The organism is uncultured Psychroserpens sp. (assembly GCF_947494225.1).
Classification (GTDB): Bacteria; Bacteroidota; Bacteroidia; order Flavobacteriales; family Flavobacteriaceae; genus Psychroserpens.
Window position 1 is genome coordinate 168,858 of record NZ_CANLUG010000002.1, and the last position, 17,786, is coordinate 186,643.

Below are 17,786 nucleotides of genomic sequence, written 5' to 3' on the forward strand. Positions count from 1 at the left end.
TCTAGCTTTTCTTTTTAGACTGTCCTTCAGTAAATACAATGCGATTAACCATGGCCTCAAGTTCTTCACGTTGTTCGTCTGTATCATAAGAAATCACCAGTAACAAACAAAACCCTTTTGTTATTGTAGCCATATACTGTTGATGAAACTCCGAACCTAAATAGTCTACATCAACATTCATCATATCAAAAGAATGATTCCCAATAGTTTTAGGCGCATCTAGATAGTTAAAAGTATAATCCATTTGCATTTGTTCCATTATTTTTTGAGCTTCTTTTAAATAATCTTGTCCGTGTTTTACTTGTGGATGCTGACTTACATTCTCGGCAATAATGGATATAGAAGGGTTGTAGCCTAGTGTCGATCCTAGTTCATATTGATATGCCGTAAATAAACTAGCGTTATTAATAGATGATGCATCTATAGCGCGTTTTAAATCTTCGTCTTCAACAAGTTCTTTGCCGTACTCTGAAATCTCTTTTCGTTCTTCTTCAGATTGTACGTCCCAACTTGTATCAAAAGGAACACGCATCTTAAAATAGTCATTAGTATACACGCCGTTTTCAACCTTACCATAATCAAAGCTTTCTGGCAATCCTGGTGATTCTGTTTTACATGATGTGACTAAGGTTAAAGTCAACGCCATTGTAATAATGCATGTGAACAAATTAATACGATTTTTTACAGCCATTGGTTTTATGTTTTAATATGTTTTTAGTTTTCCAAGAAATAAGAAGGGTCTATCAAAAAGACCTACACCTGTTTCGATTGTAATTACTTGTTTTTCGCGTAACCGAGACTCATCTTCAGGAGTGAATTTATTAAAAACAGTAAATCCATTTTTATTATTTGAAGTTCTTAATGTAACTTCAAATGTATCATCCACGTCTCTAATATACTTTATTTTATACGATTTTAGCACTGTTTTTTTTGTATATAATCTATTGACTTGAAATACAAAAGCCGAGTCGAAAGCGGCAATAATCACTCCTAATGTAAGTCCGATAAAAATACTATAAGCAAAACTTTTTGCTATTCTAATAAAGAGATCCTTTTCAGTAGACACCCAAAATATAACGATTGCAGAAAGCAAAGCAAGTGGTATTACAATATAAAGAACTTGGACAATCTCAAGGTCAAATGGTTTGTAATCTTCGTAATCTGAAAATAGTGCTTTCCCTAAATCTGAGTTTATAAAAAAGTATAAGGCTATAGCTATAATAACCCAAAATACTCTCTTAAAAAAAGACCTATCCATCTAATAATACAATTGATCTGTCTTTAAGTTTAAGAAGCGCTGTGTTGCGATAAATGTACTTACCCAAGTAATTAAAATACCTAAGAGAAAAATACCAATAAATAACGCGCTAATTAATACAGGTTTTTGAAGTAATTCTAACTCTGGAAAAGTTTTATTGAGATAATAAAGTACAACGCCCATACCTATCAAGGCGACTATAGCACCAATAATTCCTAATTGGATACTTTTAAATACAAAGGGTTTTCTAATGAAACGCTTAGTGGCGCCTACCATTTGCATCGTTTTAATAATAAAACGTTTAGAATATACAGCCAATCGTATGGAACTATTAATCAATAACACTGCAATTAACGTAAAAACAGCGCTAAGGATAAGTACCCAAAACGTAATCTTTTTGACATTATCATTCATTAATTCAACGAGGTTATTATCATATTTAATGTCTTCAATAAACGCCTTGTTAGCTAGTTCGGCAGTGATGCCATCTAAAGTTTCGTTAGTTACATAATCTGCATTTAAGTATACATCGATAGAATTTTGCAACGGGTTAGTCCCTAAGAATTCCGTAAAATCTTCACCAAGATCAGACTTAACAATTTGAGCGGCCTCTTCCTTCGATACATATTTTGCCTCTTTGGTGTAATCTGCCATGGCTAAACTTTTTTGAAGCTGATTAACTTCTACATCTTTTGCCGAGTCGTTCAAATAAATAGTAACCACAACTTGCTCTCTAAAATGATCTGCTACTTTTTTGGCATTTAAAACCAATAAACCTAAACAGCCCAATAAAAACAGGACTAAAGCGATACTAATGACTACAGAGAAGTAAGAGGAAATTAATTTTCGTTTTTGATATTGATCAAAAGATGATGCCATAAATAGAACAGATTAATGCTGTAAAAATAAAAAACAATTTGTTTGTTTAAGGTTTACAACGCTTAAACTTTTAAATGTGTTGTAATACCTTTAAATTTGCGGTCTAAATTTGCAAAGAAACCATGAGTTATCATTTTAATGAGATTGAAGCCAAATGGCAAAAATATTGGGCAGACAACCATACCTTTAAAGCTGAAAATAAAAGCGACAAGCCTAAATATTACGTGTTAGATATGTTCCCTTATCCTAGTGGAGCAGGCTTACATGTAGGGCACCCATTAGGTTATATTGCAAGTGATATTTATGCGCGTTATAAGCGTCATAAAGGGTTTAACGTATTGCATCCTCAAGGCTATGATAGTTTTGGATTGCCTGCAGAGCAGTACGCTATTCAAACAGGACAGCACCCAGCAATAACTACAGAAACTAACATAAAAACCTATCGTCGTCAACTCGACCAAATTGGGTTTTCATTCGATTGGAGTAGAGAAGTACGTACCAGTAATCCAGATTATTATAAGTGGACACAATGGATTTTTATCCAATTGTTTGAATCTTGGTATTGTAAAAATCACCAGAGCGCTTTTCCAATTTCAGAATTAGAAAAAGTATTTTCTTCGGAAGGAAATGAATCTGTTGAAGCCGTTTGCGATGATAATGTGAATGTGTTTACTGCAGAAGAATGGAATCAATTTTCTTCGGAAAAGAAGCAAGACATTTTATTAAAATATAGATTGACTTATTTGGCAGAAACCGAAGTCAACTGGTGTCCTGCATTAGGAACAGTTTTGGCCAATGATGAAATCGTTAATGGTGTTTCCGAACGTGGAGGACATCCCGTTATTCGAAAAAAAATGACCCAATGGAGTATGCGAATTTCGGCCTATGCAGAACGCTTACTTCAAGGATTAGATACTATTGATTGGACAGACTCACTTAAAGAGAGTCAGCGTAACTGGATAGGGAAATCTGTTGGGGCTAGCGTTACGTTTAATGTGAATGACCACGATGCCGTAATTGATGTGTTTACAACACGACCAGATACCATTTATGGCGTGTCTTTTATGACTTTAGCTCCAGAACATGACTTGGTATCACAAATTGTAACAGACGAACAAAAAGCTGAAGTTGAAGCCTATATTGAGGCTACAGCAAAGCGTAGTGAACGTGATCGTATGGCAGACGTTAAGACGATTTCAGGTGTCTTTACGGGAGCTTATGCAGAGCATCCATTTACAAAAGAGCCCATTCCTATTTGGATTGGTGATTACGTATTGGCAGGTTACGGAACAGGAGCAGTAATGTCTGTACCTTGTGGTGACCAACGCGATTACGATTTTGCAAAGCACTTTAATATTCCAATTCCGAATATTTTTGAAGGTGTAGATATTTCCGAAGAAGCCTTTTCAGATAAAGAAAATACGATTATCGCTAATAGTGATTTCCTTAACGGAATGAATTATAAAAAAGCAACCAAACGTGCCATTTATGAATTGGAACAATTGGGTCAAGGCGAAGGTAAAACCAATTACAGATTGCGAGATGCTGTGTTTTCGCGCCAACGTTATTGGGGAGAACCGTTTCCGGTGTATTACGTAAAAGGGATGCCTCAAATGATAGATCTTGAACATTTACCAGTACGTTTACCAGAGGTTGAAAAATACCTGCCAACAGAAGAAGGTGAGCCACCATTAGGTCGTGCCGATGTTTGGGCTTGGGATACGAACACTAACACAATAGTATCTAATAATCTTGTCACCCTGAGCGGAGTCGAAGGGTCTCATGACAATGGTATTTATCCATTAGAATTAAACACGATGCCAGGTTGGGCAGGAAGTTCTTGGTATTTCTTTAGATATATGGAAGAAGCTGCCAATAGAGGTGAGCATTTTGCAACCGAGGATGCGCTAAAGTATTGGGAAAATGTAGATTTATATATTGGAGGTAGCGAGCACGCCACAGGACATTTACTCTACTCACGTTTTTGGGTGAAGTTTATGCACGACAGAGGTTTTGTTGGTGTAGATGAACCGTTTAAAAAGTTGATCAACCAAGGGATGATTTTGGGGACGAGTGCGATTGTTTATAGAGTTTCAGGGACTAATACTTATGTGTCCAAGGGGTTAAAAGAAGGTCACGATGTTGAAGAAATAAGAGTAGACGTAAATATCGTAAACGCTTCTGATGAGATAGATATCGAAAAACTTAAACAATGGCAACCACAGTTTGAAAATGCTGAATTTATTCTTGAAGAAGGTAATTATATTGTTGGTCGCGAAGTTGAAAAAATGTCAAAGCGTTGGTTTAATGTCGTTAACCCAGACAGTATTTGTGAACAATATGGAGCCGATAGTTTACGTCTTTATGAAATGTTCTTAGGACCATTAGAGCAAGCCAAACCTTGGAATACTGCTGGTATTACTGGTGTTCACGGATTCTTAAAGAAACTGTGGAAACTGTATGTGGATGACAATGGACTTAAAGTAAACGATGCAGAGGCCACAAAAGACAACTTAAAAACCCTTCATAAAACCATAAAAAAGGTAGAAGACGATATCGAGAACTTTTCATTCAATACATCAGTATCCACCTTTATGATTGCTGTGAACGAATTGACAGCTCAAAAGTGTACAAGTAAGGCCATACTAGAACCGTTACTGGTATTAATATCTCCTTATGCGCCACATATTGCTGAAGAATTATGGAGTAAACTAGGGCATGACCAATCGATCTCGACAGCTCCATTTCCGAAGTTTGAAGAAAAACACTTGGTAGAAAGCAGTAAGAATTATCCTATTTCTTTTAATGGTAAAATGCGATTTACATTGGAGCTACCTTTAGATATGAGTAAGGATGATATTGAGAAAACAGTCATGGCTCATGAAAAAACCATTGCGCAATTACAAGGACGAGAACCTAAAAAAGTAATTGTAGTTCCTGGCAAAATTGTCAATATAGTAGGTTAAAAACATGAGGCTGCAGATTAAAAAATATGATAAGATTATATTGTTCTTCTTCGTAGCCTTTATATCTGCTAGTAGCTTAATTTGGTTATTTGAAGAACGGTTTGACCAATCAAAATGGATTACGAATCCAACCCAACGTTACAAAATGGCCAATGACATTGTTGAAAGTAAATTGCTCATTGGCAAAACAAAAGATGAGGTGATATCACTATTAGGTGAGCCCGAAATGACACTAGAAGCAGGAGGAGACACCTTACTATATAAACTAGGAAATGCGCCAAGTTTTTTTAAATCTGAACAAGACAGATTGGTTGTGTTGCTTTATAATAATGTCGTTGCTCAAGTAGTCCTAACACCCTTTAAAGAATAGAGGTTTAAGAGTGTCTATAAATGACTTTCTGCGTTTTATAAAAGTGAGCAGTATCAAGAACTTTCATTACTTTTACTAAAACAACGATTATGAGAACCGTTTTCTTACTGCTTGGTTTATTTGCCTGTTTTAGTCTTAATGCGCAAGACAAGGTTTTTCCAGATGATTATTTAGGAGTTTATAAAGGCGATTTGGTCATTACAAGTTCTAAAGGCAAACAAAGCCTGCCTATGGAATTTCATTTAAAGGCTACAGATTCTACTGATCTTTACAGCTATAAATTTATTGTGTTGGTGAATAATAAGCCCTCTGAAAAGAACTACACTTTAAAAGTAAAAGATAAATCTAAAGGCGAGTTTTTAATAGATGAAAACAATGGTATTGTACTCAACGCCAATTATATTGATAATACACTTTATAGTGTTTTTGATGTTGAGAGTAGTTTGATAACAACTACCGAAACGTTTTATGAGAATAAAATGGAGTTCAAGATTGTATATTCAGATATGACTGACAAAACGAGCAGTGATAATGGAGGAGATGCAGTGAATGTGACGAATTATCCAGTAACGGTTATACAAAAAGCCATTTTAACAAAACAATAACTGACAAAATTTCCCTAGCTACAAATTGGCTTACTTTTTGTACTAGAATAGTAACAATTTAATTTTTATAATTATGAACGGAATGATGGGATATTACGTATTAATTGGAGCCATAGCATTGGTAAGCTGGTTAGTAAGTAATCAATTAAAACAAAAATTTGCGAAATACTCTAAAGTGCAATTGCGCAATGGTATGAGCGGACGAGAAGTAGCTGAGAAAATGCTTGCAGATAATGGAATTACAGATGTTGAGGTGATTTCTGTGGCAGGTCAGTTAACAGATCATTACAATCCAAAAAATAAAACGGTAAATTTAAGTGAGGCAGTCTACAATCAACGTAATGCAGCAGCAGCGGCTGTAGCAGCACACGAGGTTGGTCATGCAGTACAACACGCGCAAGCATACAGTGCTTTAGGAATGCGTTCGGCACTAGTGCCAATTGTAAGTGTAACTTCTGGCATGTCGCAATGGTTAGTTATTGGCGGATTGGTATTAGGAGCAGCAGCAGGTGTTGGCTTAGGCTATTGGGTTGCGGTTGCAGGATTGGTATTTATGGGATTTGCTACGTTATTTAGCTTTATTACTTTACCTGTAGAATACGATGCGAGTAACAGAGCCTTAGCTTGGTTAAAAAACAAAAATGTAGTTACTCCAGAGGAGTATAAAGGATCTGAGGACGCATTAAAATGGGCAGCAAGAACCTATCTTGTTGCAGCTATTGGAGCTTTGGCGTCTCTTCTGTATTGGGCACTTCAAGTGTTTGGAGGGCGCGATTAATACGACCTTATAAACAAGAGTTCAACCGAATTTCGTTTTTTTACACGGGATTCGGTTTTGTTTTTATTATTTTAGATTTATTAAATCAATTAACCTATGGAAAATTCTAACCAAAGCCCTTTTCACAATACTAATAACAAATTGATGTTGAGCGCTTTATCTGCTACAGATCGTGTAGCTTTTTACAAAAAAACCTATGCTCATGTAGCTGGTGGTGTTCTCGTTTTTATCATGTTTGAATGGCTCTTATTACAAAGTGATGCTATTGTTAGTTTTGCGATGTCTATGACGCAAGGCTGGAGATGGTTAATCATGCTTGGTGGTTTTATGTTTATTACCAATTATGCCGAGGGAATGGCTCTAAAAACTCAAGATAAGAATAAGCAGTATCTCGCTTATGGTTTATATATTTTAGCCGAGGCTTTTATTTTTGTTCCACTGCTGTATATCGCAACAACATTTTTGGCCGATGGTGGAGATGTGTTATATCAGGCTTCCATTGTAACCTTGTCTTTGTTTACAGGGTTGTCTGCCATAGTATTTGTGACTAAAAAGGACTTTTCATTTTTAAGAACAGGATTAACAATTGGCTTTTTTATCGCTATGGGATTAATTGTTGCTGGTTTACTTTTTGGATTTAATCTTGGTCTATGGTTTTCTGTGGCCATGTGTCTATTAGCAGGCGGTTCGATTTTATATCAAACCTCTAATATGGTACACAAATATTCAACCGAGGATTACATTCCTGCGGCTTTAGGATTGTTTGCATCGTTAATGCTACTGTTCTGGTATGTCTTGCAAATTTTTATGTCGAGAGATTAATTATTCTAAATATTATGTATGAAAAAAAGCATTCTGAAAAGGATGCTTTTTTTTTGTTTAATTAGAATTGCTCTTCGAGGTTTACCAATTTATTTTGAATGGCATACACTACCAAACCAGCAAGATTTTTAGCTTCTGTCTTCAGTAATAAATTATTACGATGACCATCAACGGTTCTCGGACTTATAAATAGTTTTTCGGCAATTTCGTTCGTTGTAAACTGCTTACATATTAAATCTAACACCTCTTTTTCTCGTTTGGTAAAATAGGTTGTGTCAAAGTTAGATTTCTTGATTTGGTCATTATTATTTAATAACCCTTCATGAATAAATTTCATCACTTGTTCATCATAATAAAACCCTTTGTCGGCAACTTCTTTAATGGTAGTAAGCATCAATTTTGGAGTACTGTTTTTTGCTAAATAAGCGACAGCTCCAATAGAAATCATATTAATAATGAATGGCTTACTAAAATAACTGGTAAGCGCAATAATTTTAATATCTGGGTATTCTTTACGAATAAGTTTTGTGGTTTCAACACCATTAAGACCAGGCATTTTTAAATCTGTGATCACAATTTCTGGCAACTGCTTTGCCGAGCGTAGTTGTTCCATTAAATGGTTACCATCTTCTGCATCAAATAAAATGTCTAAGTGTTTTTCTTTGCTTAAAATTGAAATAAGCCCTTGTCTAAATAATAGCTCGTCATCGGCTATTGCAATTGTGATTTTAGTATCCATAAGAGTAACAATTAATTGTGAATATACTTCCCGTTTTTTTAGAGCTCTCAACAAAAAGTTGCCCATTCAATATCGCAACTCTACTCTTAATATTTTGTAATCCAATTCCGGATTTCTTTTTATGTTCATTGACGTCGAATCCAATGCCATTATCTTTGAAAACGAGTTCAAAGCCTTGCTTCTGTTTTTTTAAATGCATTTGTAGTAGGTCTGCTTTGCCATGTCTTAAGGCGTTATTAATTAGTTCTTGTGCGATTCTAAACACATGAAGTTCGCTATTTCTATCTAATTGATTTAGGGGTTCAATTTGATGATTTATTTTTATAGATGTGTTTGATGTAAACTCTTCAAACAACTCTTCTAAAGCCACTTTTAAACCAAACTTGTCTAAAATTGGAGGCATTAATTCGTGCGCAATTTTTCTGGAGCTCTCTAGCGTTCTTGTGGTAATATCTAAAATATGATTTAGAGCTTCTTTATGTTCACTAGAAATGGTTTCGTCTTCAATTAAAACGTTGGTCGTTAAACTCACCACATTTAATTTTGAACTAATAGCATCATGTAAGTCTTGAGCAATACGATTGCGTTCTTTTTCTTGAACCTTTATTGTGGTTTGTAATATCTTTTTTTGATGATCGAGTTTAATGTTAATCTTTTCAACCTCTTTCTCGATAATTTTTTTTTTGGTATAATGGAAGAACGAGATTAAAGTAACTGCCATTATAATCAATAAGCAGATACTTATTCCAACGATACTTATGAATGTATTATCTTCCAATTTAAAATTAAGTTTTAGACTTAAGAGATTTATACCATTGTGTAAAAATAAGAATTTGGTAAACAACAAATAATAAGGAGTTGATAAACCAAAGTAACTTATTTAAGCTAGCGTTACTTGAAGTAACAAAATTTCCTGAGCAAAATATAAGTGTGCTTGTTAGGAGATATATGAATATTCCGTAGTTAAGATACATGCATTGCATTTTCTCTGTGAGCGTGTTATAAAAATACATTACAGAAAAGGTAACAATGCTTAGGGAGGTTAATATGATTTCTAATAAGTTGAATTTGTAATACAACATGGGATTATTTATGTATTGTATTGCGAGAATAATAAGTACACAAACAAATACAGTTTCAACAATCCTTTTATGCCTATTTTTTTTAAATAAAGCTCTATAGAATAAACTCAAAAGAGTAAATTGAAAAATGAAATAGAAATGAGATAAAAAGAGATTCGTCTTTCCTATTAAAAACATATAATTAAACAGTAATTGAATTATAAGAGTTACTAAAAGGTAAAGTGTAAATATATTAAGGCTTACACTTTTATTGTAAGCCCTAACATATAATATGGTATTTACCAATAGAAAACCGCTTCCCATAAGTAAAATTACTTTTTCTATCATTTTTTAATAAATAAATGGACTTAATCTATCACATGTGTTTGGACAAGGTGTAGTCAGGTCATAAGCACCACTTCCTGTTAAAACAGAAACTAAATTATCTACTTCTCCATTTGGACAGCCTGGAGATTTTTCACCTTGTACAATATCTCTATGTACACCATTACAATCTATGCTGGTTCCAACTATCACTAATTTTTCACCATAGCCATCTGTTTCTTGCGGGTCTATTGCCATATAAGCTCTTATACCCGATTGTTCGATATTATTAAGCGAATAATTTCCGTCAGCCTCCTTTTTGATGACTAACATTTCTTCAAGGGTGTCAATTAAATCTTTAGCAGGAATTAAAAAAGCTTTACAATTGTTAGGCTGTTTTTGTTGCCAGAGCTTAACATAAGAAATGGCATCGTTGATATCGATGGGGTTCTTTTTAGTTTTGATTACACTTTCTTTCATAATATTTAATTTAAAGTTGATTAATAATCCTTAAAGCTACTCAAATTGTATTAAAAAAACAGAGCTATTTAAAAAAACAGGTATTTCTACGTGATTTGAATATGTAGTGGTTTTGCGCTTAAAAATTAGAGGGTTTTCTGTCAAATTTGTAATCTATTAACAATTAAAAAATTAGACTATTATGGAACAATACATCGGACAAATTATGATGTTTGGAGGAAATTTTGCCCCAAGAAATTGGGCATTATGTGACGGCCAACTATTACCAATTGCAAGTCATACGGCATTATTTTCAATTTTAGGAACCACTTACGGAGGTGACGGGAGAACAACGTTCGCCTTACCAGATTTAAGAGGTAGAGCGGCATTACATGCTGGTAACGGCCCAGGAGTTGACCCTGTAACACTTGGTCAAAAAGGGGGAGAGAATAGAGTGACTTTAAACGTGACTCAAATTCCAGCGCATAGCCATACAGGAACGATTGAAGCTACAAGTCCAGTAGGACGTGGACAAGGAACGACTAATCCAACGAATGCTTATCCAGCCGAAGGTGGATCTTACGCTACTGCCAAAAATGTTAAAATGGCAGGAGATGCTATTCAAACTAATAATACTGGTGGTAACCAGTCTCATGATAATATGCAACCATTTTTAGCGGTGAACTATATTATCGCATTAGAAGGGATTTTCCCTCCAAGAAGTTAATAAAGAATAATGATGCAAAGAATATCTAATCAATAGATATTCTTTGCGTTTCTAAGATGCTTATTGTTGAGAAACATAGCGTTAAACCAAAATATTAATCTGTTTAACGATAAATAGCTGGATATCAGCAATTTATTTGTTTTAAGTAGTATCTTAAAAATATAAAAAGCTATTAATCATTAAATTATTCATTATGAAAACAAACTACACTTATTCAAAGAAATCACTATTTGGCACCATTGTTTGGTGTTTTTCGCTGTTTATAAGCCTTAATAGTGTAGCCCAAAATCTAAATTTTACTATCGATACCGCTGTAGACAATGGTACTAATATTACAGAAACTATTACCCTTGGATCAGATACTTATGTGCTTACAGTCGCTCACTCAGGAAATGAGGAACTCGACAACTTAGGAGGCGGAGATCTGGTGTTCTTTTTGAGCGCTATTGATCCACTTACTCCTCATGTTTTAAAAGTTACCAAAAATGGAGAGCCTGTTAATTTCAAACTTAATAGTATTGATTATGATACTTTAGGTGCAGGAACCATTTCGGTTAGAAATCAAAATGATGAGATTATTTCAGCTCCAACATTTTATCCGTTAGGTGCAGGAACCTTATTTATTTCTGATCCTAGTAATGGTTTTGATATTACTGAAATTAAAATTTTCCCAACGGATACAGACGATTTAAATGATTTTGGATTTCATAATATCGATATTGATATTCTTGATACACTTGGTGTAGACGAAAGCTCTTTGTTAGAAAACAATGTTAGCGTTTTTCCAAATCCATCCAATGGAGACATCACCTTAAAAAATACCACTATCGCTTTAGAAAAAATAGTTGTGTCTGATCTCAATGGAAGAACCGTTTTTACTAAAAATTTAAATGGTGTTATTGGAAATGTTGATGTAAGCATGAGTTCGAAGTTGTCAGCAGGAGTTTACCTAATGACAGTATCGTCTAAAGAAGGCTCTGCGGTAAAGAAAATAATTATTAATTGATTTTTATTTATTGGTAATCAGAAGTTTAAATGTCTTATCTTGTGATTCCAAATCTATTTATTAAATACTTATATTATGAAACAAATTTACATTTTACTTTTTTTAATGTCTTCGGTTCTTACGGCCCAAACTTTAAATTTTACCATCGATACTGCAGTAGATAATGGTACCGTAATTACTGAAACAATTGTAAGTGGACCAGACACCTACGTGTTAACGGTCAATCATTCGGGGAATGAGGAATTAGACAATTTAGGAGGAGGAGATCTTGTGTTTTTTCTAAGCGCCATAGATCCGCTAACACCTCATAGGTTAACTATTACAAAAAATGGAATGCCTACAAACTTTAACTTGAATAGTATTGATTATGACACGCTTGGAGCTGGAACTATTTCTGTAACAAACCAAGATAATGCCTTTATTTCTAACCCTACGGCTTACCCTTTGGGAGCAGGTGCTTTAACAATAACTAATGCTGCAAATGCCTTGAGTATAACGCAGATTAATATTATACCTTCTGATACCGACGATTTGAATGATTTCGGATTCCACAATATTAATGTAGATATTGTTGACACATTGAGTACAGATGAAGTGTCTTCATTAGAACAAAGTATAGACATTTTGCCTAACCCTTCCGATGGAAATATTACAATAAAAAATGCTGGTGTGGCATTAGATAAGGTTGTTGTATCAGATTTAAATGGTCGTACCATTGTAACCTATAATTTAGAAGGTACAACTAGTGATAAAAATTTAGATATGAGTTCGTTACTTTCTACAGGATTGTATTTAGTTACGATTTCTTCTGAAAGTAATGCAATTACCAAGAAGTTATCTGTTAAGTAATAACCAACCAACTCTAAAAAAAAAGCAACCTCATGAGGTTGCTTTTTTTTAGTATGGATTAAGCTAAGATAGCTTATATCTTAATTTGACGTTCAATTTGTTGATTTAAGGAAATAAAAGTTTCAGTTCTTGAAACACCTGTAATGGATTGAATATCATGATTAAGAACATGCATTAAATGCTCATTATCCTTGCAAAGCACCTTAATAAAAATGCTCCAATTTCCAGTGGTATAATGGCATTCTAACACTTCAGGAATCTTTTTCAATTGTTTAACCGCCTCAGGGTTACTTATAGCTTTATCTAAATAAATGCCAATAAATGCCATGGTTGTATACCCTAAAACTTTCGGATTTATAACAAACTTAGAACCAGAAATTAAACCAGATTTCTCGAGTTTTCTTAAGCGTTGATGTATGGCAGCACCCGAAATACCAACCAATCGTGCAATTTCCAAAATAGGAGTTCTGGCATCTGCCATTAATGCACGTAGAATCTTTTTATCGATACCATCAATTTGTATATTCTGATTGACCATTTTCATAAGCAATACGTCTTAAATGTTTAATGGGTTGTACCCTAAATATGGAACTTCTTTTTCAGAAAATTGAATTCCGAAGTCTTCCAACTCCCTTAAAATAGGTTCATAAACCTCTTTGGTGATTGGAATTTGAACACCAGGTGTTGTGATTTTTTCGTTTAAAATAGCTAATGTTGCTATAGCCACTGGTAAACCTACTGTTTTTGCCATTGCGGTATAGGTTTGATCTTCTCCAATAGTAACCATTGTAGAATCTATTTGATGCATGTTTCCGTCAAGTTCATATCCAAACTTGTGGTACATAACAATCATGTCTTTATCATCTTCTTCAAGCGTCCAGCTATCCATTAATATTTTTTGAAGAATTTGTGCTGGCGTTGCTTTTTTGAGTTCTACCATTTTGGTTTTACTGAAAAAATCTAATTCCTCTAGTTTATCCCAAACAATATCATCTTGATCTATTTTAAGGGCGTGTCTAAATTTTAATTCAACAGAATCGGTAGGGCTGTAAGGGAGAAAGGCATTAACAAAATCACGATAGCTCATGTTTTCACTATCGTCAATAGTATAACTATCGTCTGTTAAGCCTAATTGCACAAACATATTCCAAGCACGACTAAAACCAACACGACGCATGGTTCCGCGATATAAAGTTTTAATAGTATCTAATCCATAAACCGATTGATACTTAAGAGAATCTCGGTTAGCATACGCCTCAAAACGCCCGAAACCATCTATTTCTAAAAATTCAGTTCGTCTAAATAATCTATTATAAGGAATATACTTATATGAGTTTTCCTGTAAAAACTTTGCTGCACTTCCTTGTCCGGCAACAACAACATTTCTAGGATTCCAAGTGAATTTATAATTCCAAAGGTTATTATCACTTTCAGGAGCAACTAAACCACCTGTAAATGATTCAAATAATACCATTTTACCACCTTTTTCGCGTATATCATCTATGACTTGCATGGCACTCATATGATCGATTCCTGGGTCTACACCAATCTCGTTCATAAATACCAATCCTTTTTCAGTTACGGCTTTGTTAAGTTTTTGCATGTCCTCACTTACATAGGATGCCGTGACCATGTTTTTTCTATAAGTTATACAATCTTTGGCTACTTCAATATGATATCTGGCAGGCAGCATAGAAACCACAATGTCGGCATTTTCAATAGCAGTTTGTCTAGATGATTTGTCAAAAACATCTAGCATAATAGCATTAGCGTTTTCATGACCACCAATTAATTTTTTGGCATTAAGTATATTAATGTCCCCTACAATAATATGTAGTTCTTCTTCAATAGATTTATCTAATAAATATTTTATAAGGTAAGATGTAGATTTTCCAGAACCTATGACTAAAATCTTTCGCATAATGGGTTGAGTTGAGTAATTTTGTTTATGAAGTTTTTTTGTAAATCAGAAAAACAACAAAGAATTTTAAGCACGAATTTACTAAATAGAAAGGGTTATAAAAACCAAAATTCAATTTATATATGAACAAAAAAATTCTAATAGCAGGGAGTATTTTAGGAGCTCTAGGCATTATTATTGGTGCCTTTGGGGCTCATGGCCTTAAAGCGCTAATCTCTAGTGAGTCACAATTAACCTTCGAAACAGGTGTGCGTTATCAAATGTACCATGCATTGTTTCTTTTGTTTATTGGAAGCTATAACGGACTTAGTAAAAAGGCAAAAAGTATCATCTTTTATTTAGTTGTATTTGGAGTATTTTGCTTTTCTGGTTCAATTTATGGACTGGCAACAAATGAACTTTCAAGTTTCGATTTTAAGCAAATAGGATTCATTACGCCTATTGGTGGTTTACTGTTAATTATAGCTTGGATCATATTGTTGATAAACTTTTTGAAAACCAATGCCGATAAATCTCAAAATTAGCAGGCTACTTTAAAATAATGTTTAATTTTGCACTTTAAACAACACAAACAAATTATGGTAAACCATACACATGCAACGAAATCGATTTCGTTAGATGCTTACGGTATAAAAAATGCTAAAGTAAGATATCAACTATCTCCAAACGAACTTCAAGAACTTACTATTTCTAAAGGTCAAGGGCAGGAAGCCTCTTCAGGTGCTTTGGCTGTTAAGACAGGCGAGTTTACAGGTCGTTCACCTATGGATAGATTTATTGTAAAAGATGATATTACAAAAGATCGAATTTGGTGGGGAAATATTAACATCCCTTTTGATGCTGATAAATTTCAGAGACTATATGATAAAGTCACTAATTATCTTTCTGAAAAGGAAGTTTTTGTAAGAGATAGCTATGCTTGTGCAGATGACAATTATAGACTAAATATTCGTGTTATAAATGAGTATCCATGGAGTAACATGTTTGCATATAACATGTTTTTACGCCCTACAGAGGAAGAATTAAAAGACTTTTCAGCTGAATGGACTATTGTTAATGCACCAGGATTTATGGCCGATCCAGAAATTGATGGGACACGTCAACATAATTTCGCGATTTTAGATTTTACACGCAAAATTGCTTTAATAGGTGGTACTGGATATACTGGAGAAATCAAAAAAGGTATTTTTTCTGCACTCAATTTTGTTCTTCCTGTGTTTAAAAACACATTACCTATGCACTGTAGTGCAAATGTTGGTAAAGATGGAGATACAGCAATCTTTTTTGGCTTGTCAGGTACAGGTAAAACAACGTTGTCTACAGATCCCAATCGTAGTTTAATTGGTGATGACGAACATGGTTGGACCAGTGAAAATACAGTATTCAATTTTGAAGGTGGTTGCTATGCTAAAGTGATTAATTTGTCTAGAGATCAAGAGCCGGAAATTTATGACGCTATTAAAAAAGGAGCTATTCTTGAAAATATTGTTATGGATGATAATGGTAATGTTGATTTTGCCAATACATCAATAACTCAAAATACACGTGTGAGTTATCCAATTCACCATATTGATAATATTAGAGTACCTTCTATTGGTAAAAACCCTAAAAATATATTTTTCTTAACTGCTGATGCATTTGGCGTATTGCCTCCAATTTCTAAGCTTACACCAGGACAGGCGGCTTATCATTTTATTTCTGGATATACAGCTAAAGTTGCAGGAACTGAAGCTGGTATTACAGAACCTGTACCAAGTTTCTCGGCATGTTTTGGCGCTCCATTTATGCCGTTACACCCAACGAAGTATGCTGAAATGTTGAGCAAAAAAATGCAAGAGGCTGGTGTTAATGTATGGCTAGTGAATACAGGTTGGACTGGAGGTCCTTATGGTGTTGGATCGCGCATGAAATTAAAGTTTACACGCGCAATGATTAGCGCTGCAATGGACGGAAGTTTAGAAGCTGCTAATAAAGATAACTATCATGTACATTCTGTTTTTGGTGTAAAACAACCTAGAACATGCCCTAATGTACCTACCGAAGTTTTAAGTCCGAGATCAACATGGAATGATGATGAAGGGTATTACAAAACGGCATTTAAATTATCTCAATCTTTTAGAGACAACTTTAAGCAATTTGAAGAATTTGCTAGTGATGAGATTATGGCTGGTGCACCTTTGAAATAACTAGATTGTATTATAAATCATAAAAAAACGTCCTAATATATATTAGGACGTTTTTTATTTATAGTATTATAAAAAGGGATTTATTTTCCTTTGTTTACCTTATCAATATATTTTTCTAAAGCCATTGTCATTGATGGTGTCTCTGGTGTTGGAGCTGCAATATCAACTCTTAACCCATGAGATTCAACTGCTTTAATTGTCGTGTTTCCAAAAACAGCAATTCGAGTGTCGTTCTGCTTAAACTCAGGGAAATTGTGAAATAAAGATTCTATACCAGAAGGACTAAAGAATACTAAAATATCATAGTATACATTTGCTAAATCAGATAAATCGCTTATTACTGTTTTGTAAAATACCGATTCTTTCCATTTTACATTTAAACCATTTAGTATTTCTGGAACTTCCGGTTTTAATTTGTCCGTAGTAGGTAATAAGAAGCTCTCTTCTTTATACTTTTTAATTAATGGCGATAAATCCTTAAAGGTGCGTTTACCAACATAAATTTTACGTTTTCTGTAAACAACATACTTCTGAAGATAATAAGCAACAGCTTCAGATTGACAAAAATATTTCATCGTATCTGGAACTTTAAAGCGCATTTCATCTGCAACTCTAAAAAAATGATCCACAGAATTTCTACTTGTAAGGATAATAGCTGTATAATTAGAAAGATCAACTTTTTGTTGTCTTATCTCTTTAGCTTCTACTCCTTCAACATGAATGAATGGTCTGAAATCTATCTTTACTTTTTGCTTTTCTTGAAGATCAAAGTAAGGCGAATTTTCTATTTTAGGTTCTGGTTGAGATACTAAAATCGTTTTCACTTTCGTCATATT

Annotated in this window: 19 protein-coding genes; 10 read left to right on the forward strand and 9 right to left on the reverse strand. The window is 34.1% G+C overall.

From position 1 onward, the window contains the following. Position 1: 1 nt before the first annotated feature. From Q0893_RS04785 to Q0893_RS04795, 3 genes are read right to left on the reverse strand one after another with little or no spacing between them, the layout of a single operon-like run. Positions 2 to 691 carry a hypothetical protein gene (locus Q0893_RS04785; RefSeq protein WP_298900720.1) on the reverse strand — a complete coding sequence of 230 codons (690 nt, stop codon included), beginning with the start codon at positions 689 to 691 and terminating at the stop codon, positions 2 to 4. Positions 692 to 703: 12 nt separating this feature from the next. Beyond that, entirely contained in the window at positions 704 to 1,258 is a 555-nt protein-coding gene (locus Q0893_RS04790) for a hypothetical protein (protein WP_299272846.1), read from the reverse strand. Continuing rightward, complete coding sequence (locus Q0893_RS04795) at positions 1,259 to 2,137, reverse strand: permease-like cell division protein FtsX (RefSeq protein ID WP_298900718.1); 879 nt, start codon at positions 2,135 to 2,137, stop codon at positions 1,259 to 1,261. Between the two features lie 122 nt (positions 2,138 to 2,259). Here Q0893_RS04795 and leuS point away from each other — a divergent pair, with 122 nt between their 5' ends. From leuS to Q0893_RS04820, 5 genes are all read left to right on the forward strand, one after another. After that, positions 2,260 to 5,103, forward strand: a complete 2,844-nt coding sequence (gene leuS / locus Q0893_RS04800) for a leucine--tRNA ligase (RefSeq protein ID WP_299272849.1) — start codon at positions 2,260 to 2,262, stop codon at positions 5,101 to 5,103. Between the two features lie 4 nt (positions 5,104 to 5,107). After that, positions 5,108 to 5,473 (forward strand): hypothetical protein, encoded by a 366-nt coding sequence (locus Q0893_RS04805; protein WP_298900716.1) that lies wholly within the window; start codon positions 5,108 to 5,110, stop codon positions 5,471 to 5,473. An 89-nt stretch (positions 5,474 to 5,562) separates the two neighbouring features. Continuing rightward, the gene (locus tag Q0893_RS04810; RefSeq protein ID WP_298900715.1) at positions 5,563 to 6,078 is read left to right on the forward strand and encodes a hypothetical protein; all 516 of its coding nucleotides are present in this window, start codon (positions 5,563 to 5,565) and stop codon (positions 6,076 to 6,078) included. Between the two features lie 82 nt (positions 6,079 to 6,160). Next, positions 6,161 to 6,856 (forward strand): zinc metallopeptidase, encoded by a 696-nt coding sequence (locus Q0893_RS04815; RefSeq protein WP_298901514.1) that lies wholly within the window; start codon positions 6,161 to 6,163, stop codon positions 6,854 to 6,856. Positions 6,857 to 6,952: 96 nt separating this feature from the next. After that, the gene (locus Q0893_RS04820; protein WP_299272851.1) at positions 6,953 to 7,678 is read left to right on the forward strand and encodes a Bax inhibitor-1 family protein; all 726 of its coding nucleotides are present in this window, start codon (positions 6,953 to 6,955) and stop codon (positions 7,676 to 7,678) included. A 61-nt stretch (positions 7,679 to 7,739) separates the two neighbouring features. Here the strand turns inward: Q0893_RS04820 and Q0893_RS04825 are convergent, their stop codons facing one another. The 3 genes from Q0893_RS04825 to Q0893_RS04835 all read right to left on the reverse strand — a co-directional run bounded on the left by Q0893_RS04825 (position 7,740) and on the right by Q0893_RS04835 (position 10,282). Next, a complete protein-coding gene (locus tag Q0893_RS04825) occupies positions 7,740 to 8,417 on the reverse strand; it encodes a response regulator transcription factor (protein WP_298900713.1) in 678 nt (225 codons plus the stop codon). Next, a complete protein-coding gene (locus Q0893_RS04830; RefSeq protein WP_299272854.1) occupies positions 8,407 to 9,195 on the reverse strand; it encodes an ATP-binding protein in 789 nt (262 codons plus the stop codon). Before Q0893_RS04830 ends, Q0893_RS04825 begins: the two co-directional genes overlap by 11 nt. 634 nt (positions 9,196 to 9,829) lie before the next feature. Beyond that, positions 9,830 to 10,282 (reverse strand): hypothetical protein, encoded by a 453-nt coding sequence (locus Q0893_RS04835; protein WP_299272856.1) that lies wholly within the window; start codon positions 10,280 to 10,282, stop codon positions 9,830 to 9,832. A 181-nt stretch (positions 10,283 to 10,463) separates the two neighbouring features. Here Q0893_RS04835 and Q0893_RS04840 point away from each other — a divergent pair, with 181 nt between their 5' ends. The 3 genes from Q0893_RS04840 (at position 10,464) to Q0893_RS04850 (ending at position 12,843) form a co-directional block, all read left to right on the forward strand. Continuing rightward, the gene (locus Q0893_RS04840) at positions 10,464 to 10,988 is read left to right on the forward strand and encodes a phage tail protein (protein ID WP_298900710.1); all 525 of its coding nucleotides are present in this window, start codon (positions 10,464 to 10,466) and stop codon (positions 10,986 to 10,988) included. Between the two features lie 193 nt (positions 10,989 to 11,181). Continuing rightward, the gene (locus Q0893_RS04845) at positions 11,182 to 11,994 is read left to right on the forward strand and encodes a T9SS type A sorting domain-containing protein (RefSeq protein ID WP_298900709.1); all 813 of its coding nucleotides are present in this window, start codon (positions 11,182 to 11,184) and stop codon (positions 11,992 to 11,994) included. A gap of 75 nt (positions 11,995 to 12,069) precedes the next feature. Then, the gene (locus Q0893_RS04850) at positions 12,070 to 12,843 is read left to right on the forward strand and encodes a T9SS type A sorting domain-containing protein (protein WP_299272859.1); all 774 of its coding nucleotides are present in this window, start codon (positions 12,070 to 12,072) and stop codon (positions 12,841 to 12,843) included. Between the two features lie 73 nt (positions 12,844 to 12,916). Here the strand turns inward: Q0893_RS04850 and Q0893_RS04855 are convergent, their stop codons facing one another. Both Q0893_RS04855 and Q0893_RS04860 read right to left on the reverse strand, forming a co-directional pair. After that, a complete protein-coding gene (locus Q0893_RS04855; RefSeq protein ID WP_298900707.1) occupies positions 12,917 to 13,387 on the reverse strand; it encodes an Lrp/AsnC ligand binding domain-containing protein in 471 nt (156 codons plus the stop codon). 12 nt (positions 13,388 to 13,399) lie between these two features. Continuing rightward, the gene (locus Q0893_RS04860) at positions 13,400 to 14,764 is read right to left on the reverse strand and encodes a saccharopine dehydrogenase C-terminal domain-containing protein (RefSeq protein ID WP_298900706.1); all 1,365 of its coding nucleotides are present in this window, start codon (positions 14,762 to 14,764) and stop codon (positions 13,400 to 13,402) included. 122 nt (positions 14,765 to 14,886) lie between these two features. Between Q0893_RS04860 and Q0893_RS04865 the strand changes: the two genes are divergently transcribed. After that, on the forward strand, positions 14,887 to 15,288 hold the full coding sequence (locus Q0893_RS04865) for a DUF423 domain-containing protein (RefSeq protein WP_299272862.1): 402 nt from the start codon (positions 14,887 to 14,889) through the stop codon (positions 15,286 to 15,288). Positions 15,289 to 15,342: 54 nt separating this feature from the next. Continuing rightward, positions 15,343 to 16,950, forward strand: coding sequence for a phosphoenolpyruvate carboxykinase (ATP) (pckA, locus tag Q0893_RS04870; protein WP_299272864.1), 1,608 nt, complete (start codon positions 15,343 to 15,345; stop codon positions 16,948 to 16,950). Positions 16,951 to 17,030: 80 nt separating this feature from the next. On the opposite strand, the gene Q0893_RS04875 is transcribed toward pckA, so the two are convergent. Further along, entirely contained in the window at positions 17,031 to 17,783 is a 753-nt protein-coding gene (locus Q0893_RS04875; protein ID WP_298900703.1) for a uroporphyrinogen-III synthase, read from the reverse strand. Between the last annotated feature and the right edge of the window lie 3 nt (positions 17,784 to 17,786).

Bases quoted from the DNA above. Each gene is read 5' to 3' on its own strand.
- Q0893_RS04865 (WP_299272862.1), top strand. From the start codon at position 14,887: ATGAACAAAAAAATTCTAATAGCAGGGAGTATTTTAGGAGCTCTAGGC.
- Q0893_RS04860 (WP_298900706.1), bottom strand. From the start codon at position 14,764: ATGCGAAAGATTTTAGTCATAGGTTCTGGAAAATCTACATCTTACCTT.
- pckA (WP_299272864.1), top strand. From the start codon at position 15,343: ATGGTAAACCATACACATGCAACGAAATCGATTTCGTTAGATGCTTAC.
- Q0893_RS04810 (WP_298900715.1), top strand. From the start codon at position 5,563: ATGAGAACCGTTTTCTTACTGCTTGGTTTATTTGCCTGTTTTAGTCTT.
- Q0893_RS04820 (WP_299272851.1), top strand. From the start codon at position 6,953: ATGGAAAATTCTAACCAAAGCCCTTTTCACAATACTAATAACAAATTG.
- Q0893_RS04785 (WP_298900720.1), bottom strand. From the start codon at position 691: ATGGCTGTAAAAAATCGTATTAATTTGTTCACATGCATTATTACAATG.
- Q0893_RS04815 (WP_298901514.1), top strand. From the start codon at position 6,161: ATGATGGGATATTACGTATTAATTGGAGCCATAGCATTGGTAAGCTGG.
- Q0893_RS04835 (WP_299272856.1), bottom strand. From the start codon at position 10,282: ATGAAAGAAAGTGTAATCAAAACTAAAAAGAACCCCATCGATATCAAC.
- Q0893_RS04850 (WP_299272859.1), top strand. From the start codon at position 12,070: ATGAAACAAATTTACATTTTACTTTTTTTAATGTCTTCGGTTCTTACG.
- Q0893_RS04875 (WP_298900703.1), bottom strand. From the start codon at position 17,783: ATGACGAAAGTGAAAACGATTTTAGTATCTCAACCAGAACCTAAAATA.
- Q0893_RS04855 (WP_298900707.1), bottom strand. From the start codon at position 13,387: ATGAAAATGGTCAATCAGAATATACAAATTGATGGTATCGATAAAAAG.
- Q0893_RS04845 (WP_298900709.1), top strand. From the start codon at position 11,182: ATGAAAACAAACTACACTTATTCAAAGAAATCACTATTTGGCACCATT.
- Q0893_RS04790 (WP_299272846.1), bottom strand. From the start codon at position 1,258: ATGGATAGGTCTTTTTTTAAGAGAGTATTTTGGGTTATTATAGCTATA.
- Q0893_RS04795 (WP_298900718.1), bottom strand. From the start codon at position 2,137: ATGGCATCATCTTTTGATCAATATCAAAAACGAAAATTAATTTCCTCT.
- Q0893_RS04805 (WP_298900716.1), top strand. From the start codon at position 5,108: ATGAGGCTGCAGATTAAAAAATATGATAAGATTATATTGTTCTTCTTC.
- Q0893_RS04825 (WP_298900713.1), bottom strand. From the start codon at position 8,417: ATGGATACTAAAATCACAATTGCAATAGCCGATGACGAGCTATTATTT.
- leuS (WP_299272849.1), top strand. From the start codon at position 2,260: ATGAGTTATCATTTTAATGAGATTGAAGCCAAATGGCAAAAATATTGG.
- Q0893_RS04840 (WP_298900710.1), top strand. From the start codon at position 10,464: ATGGAACAATACATCGGACAAATTATGATGTTTGGAGGAAATTTTGCC.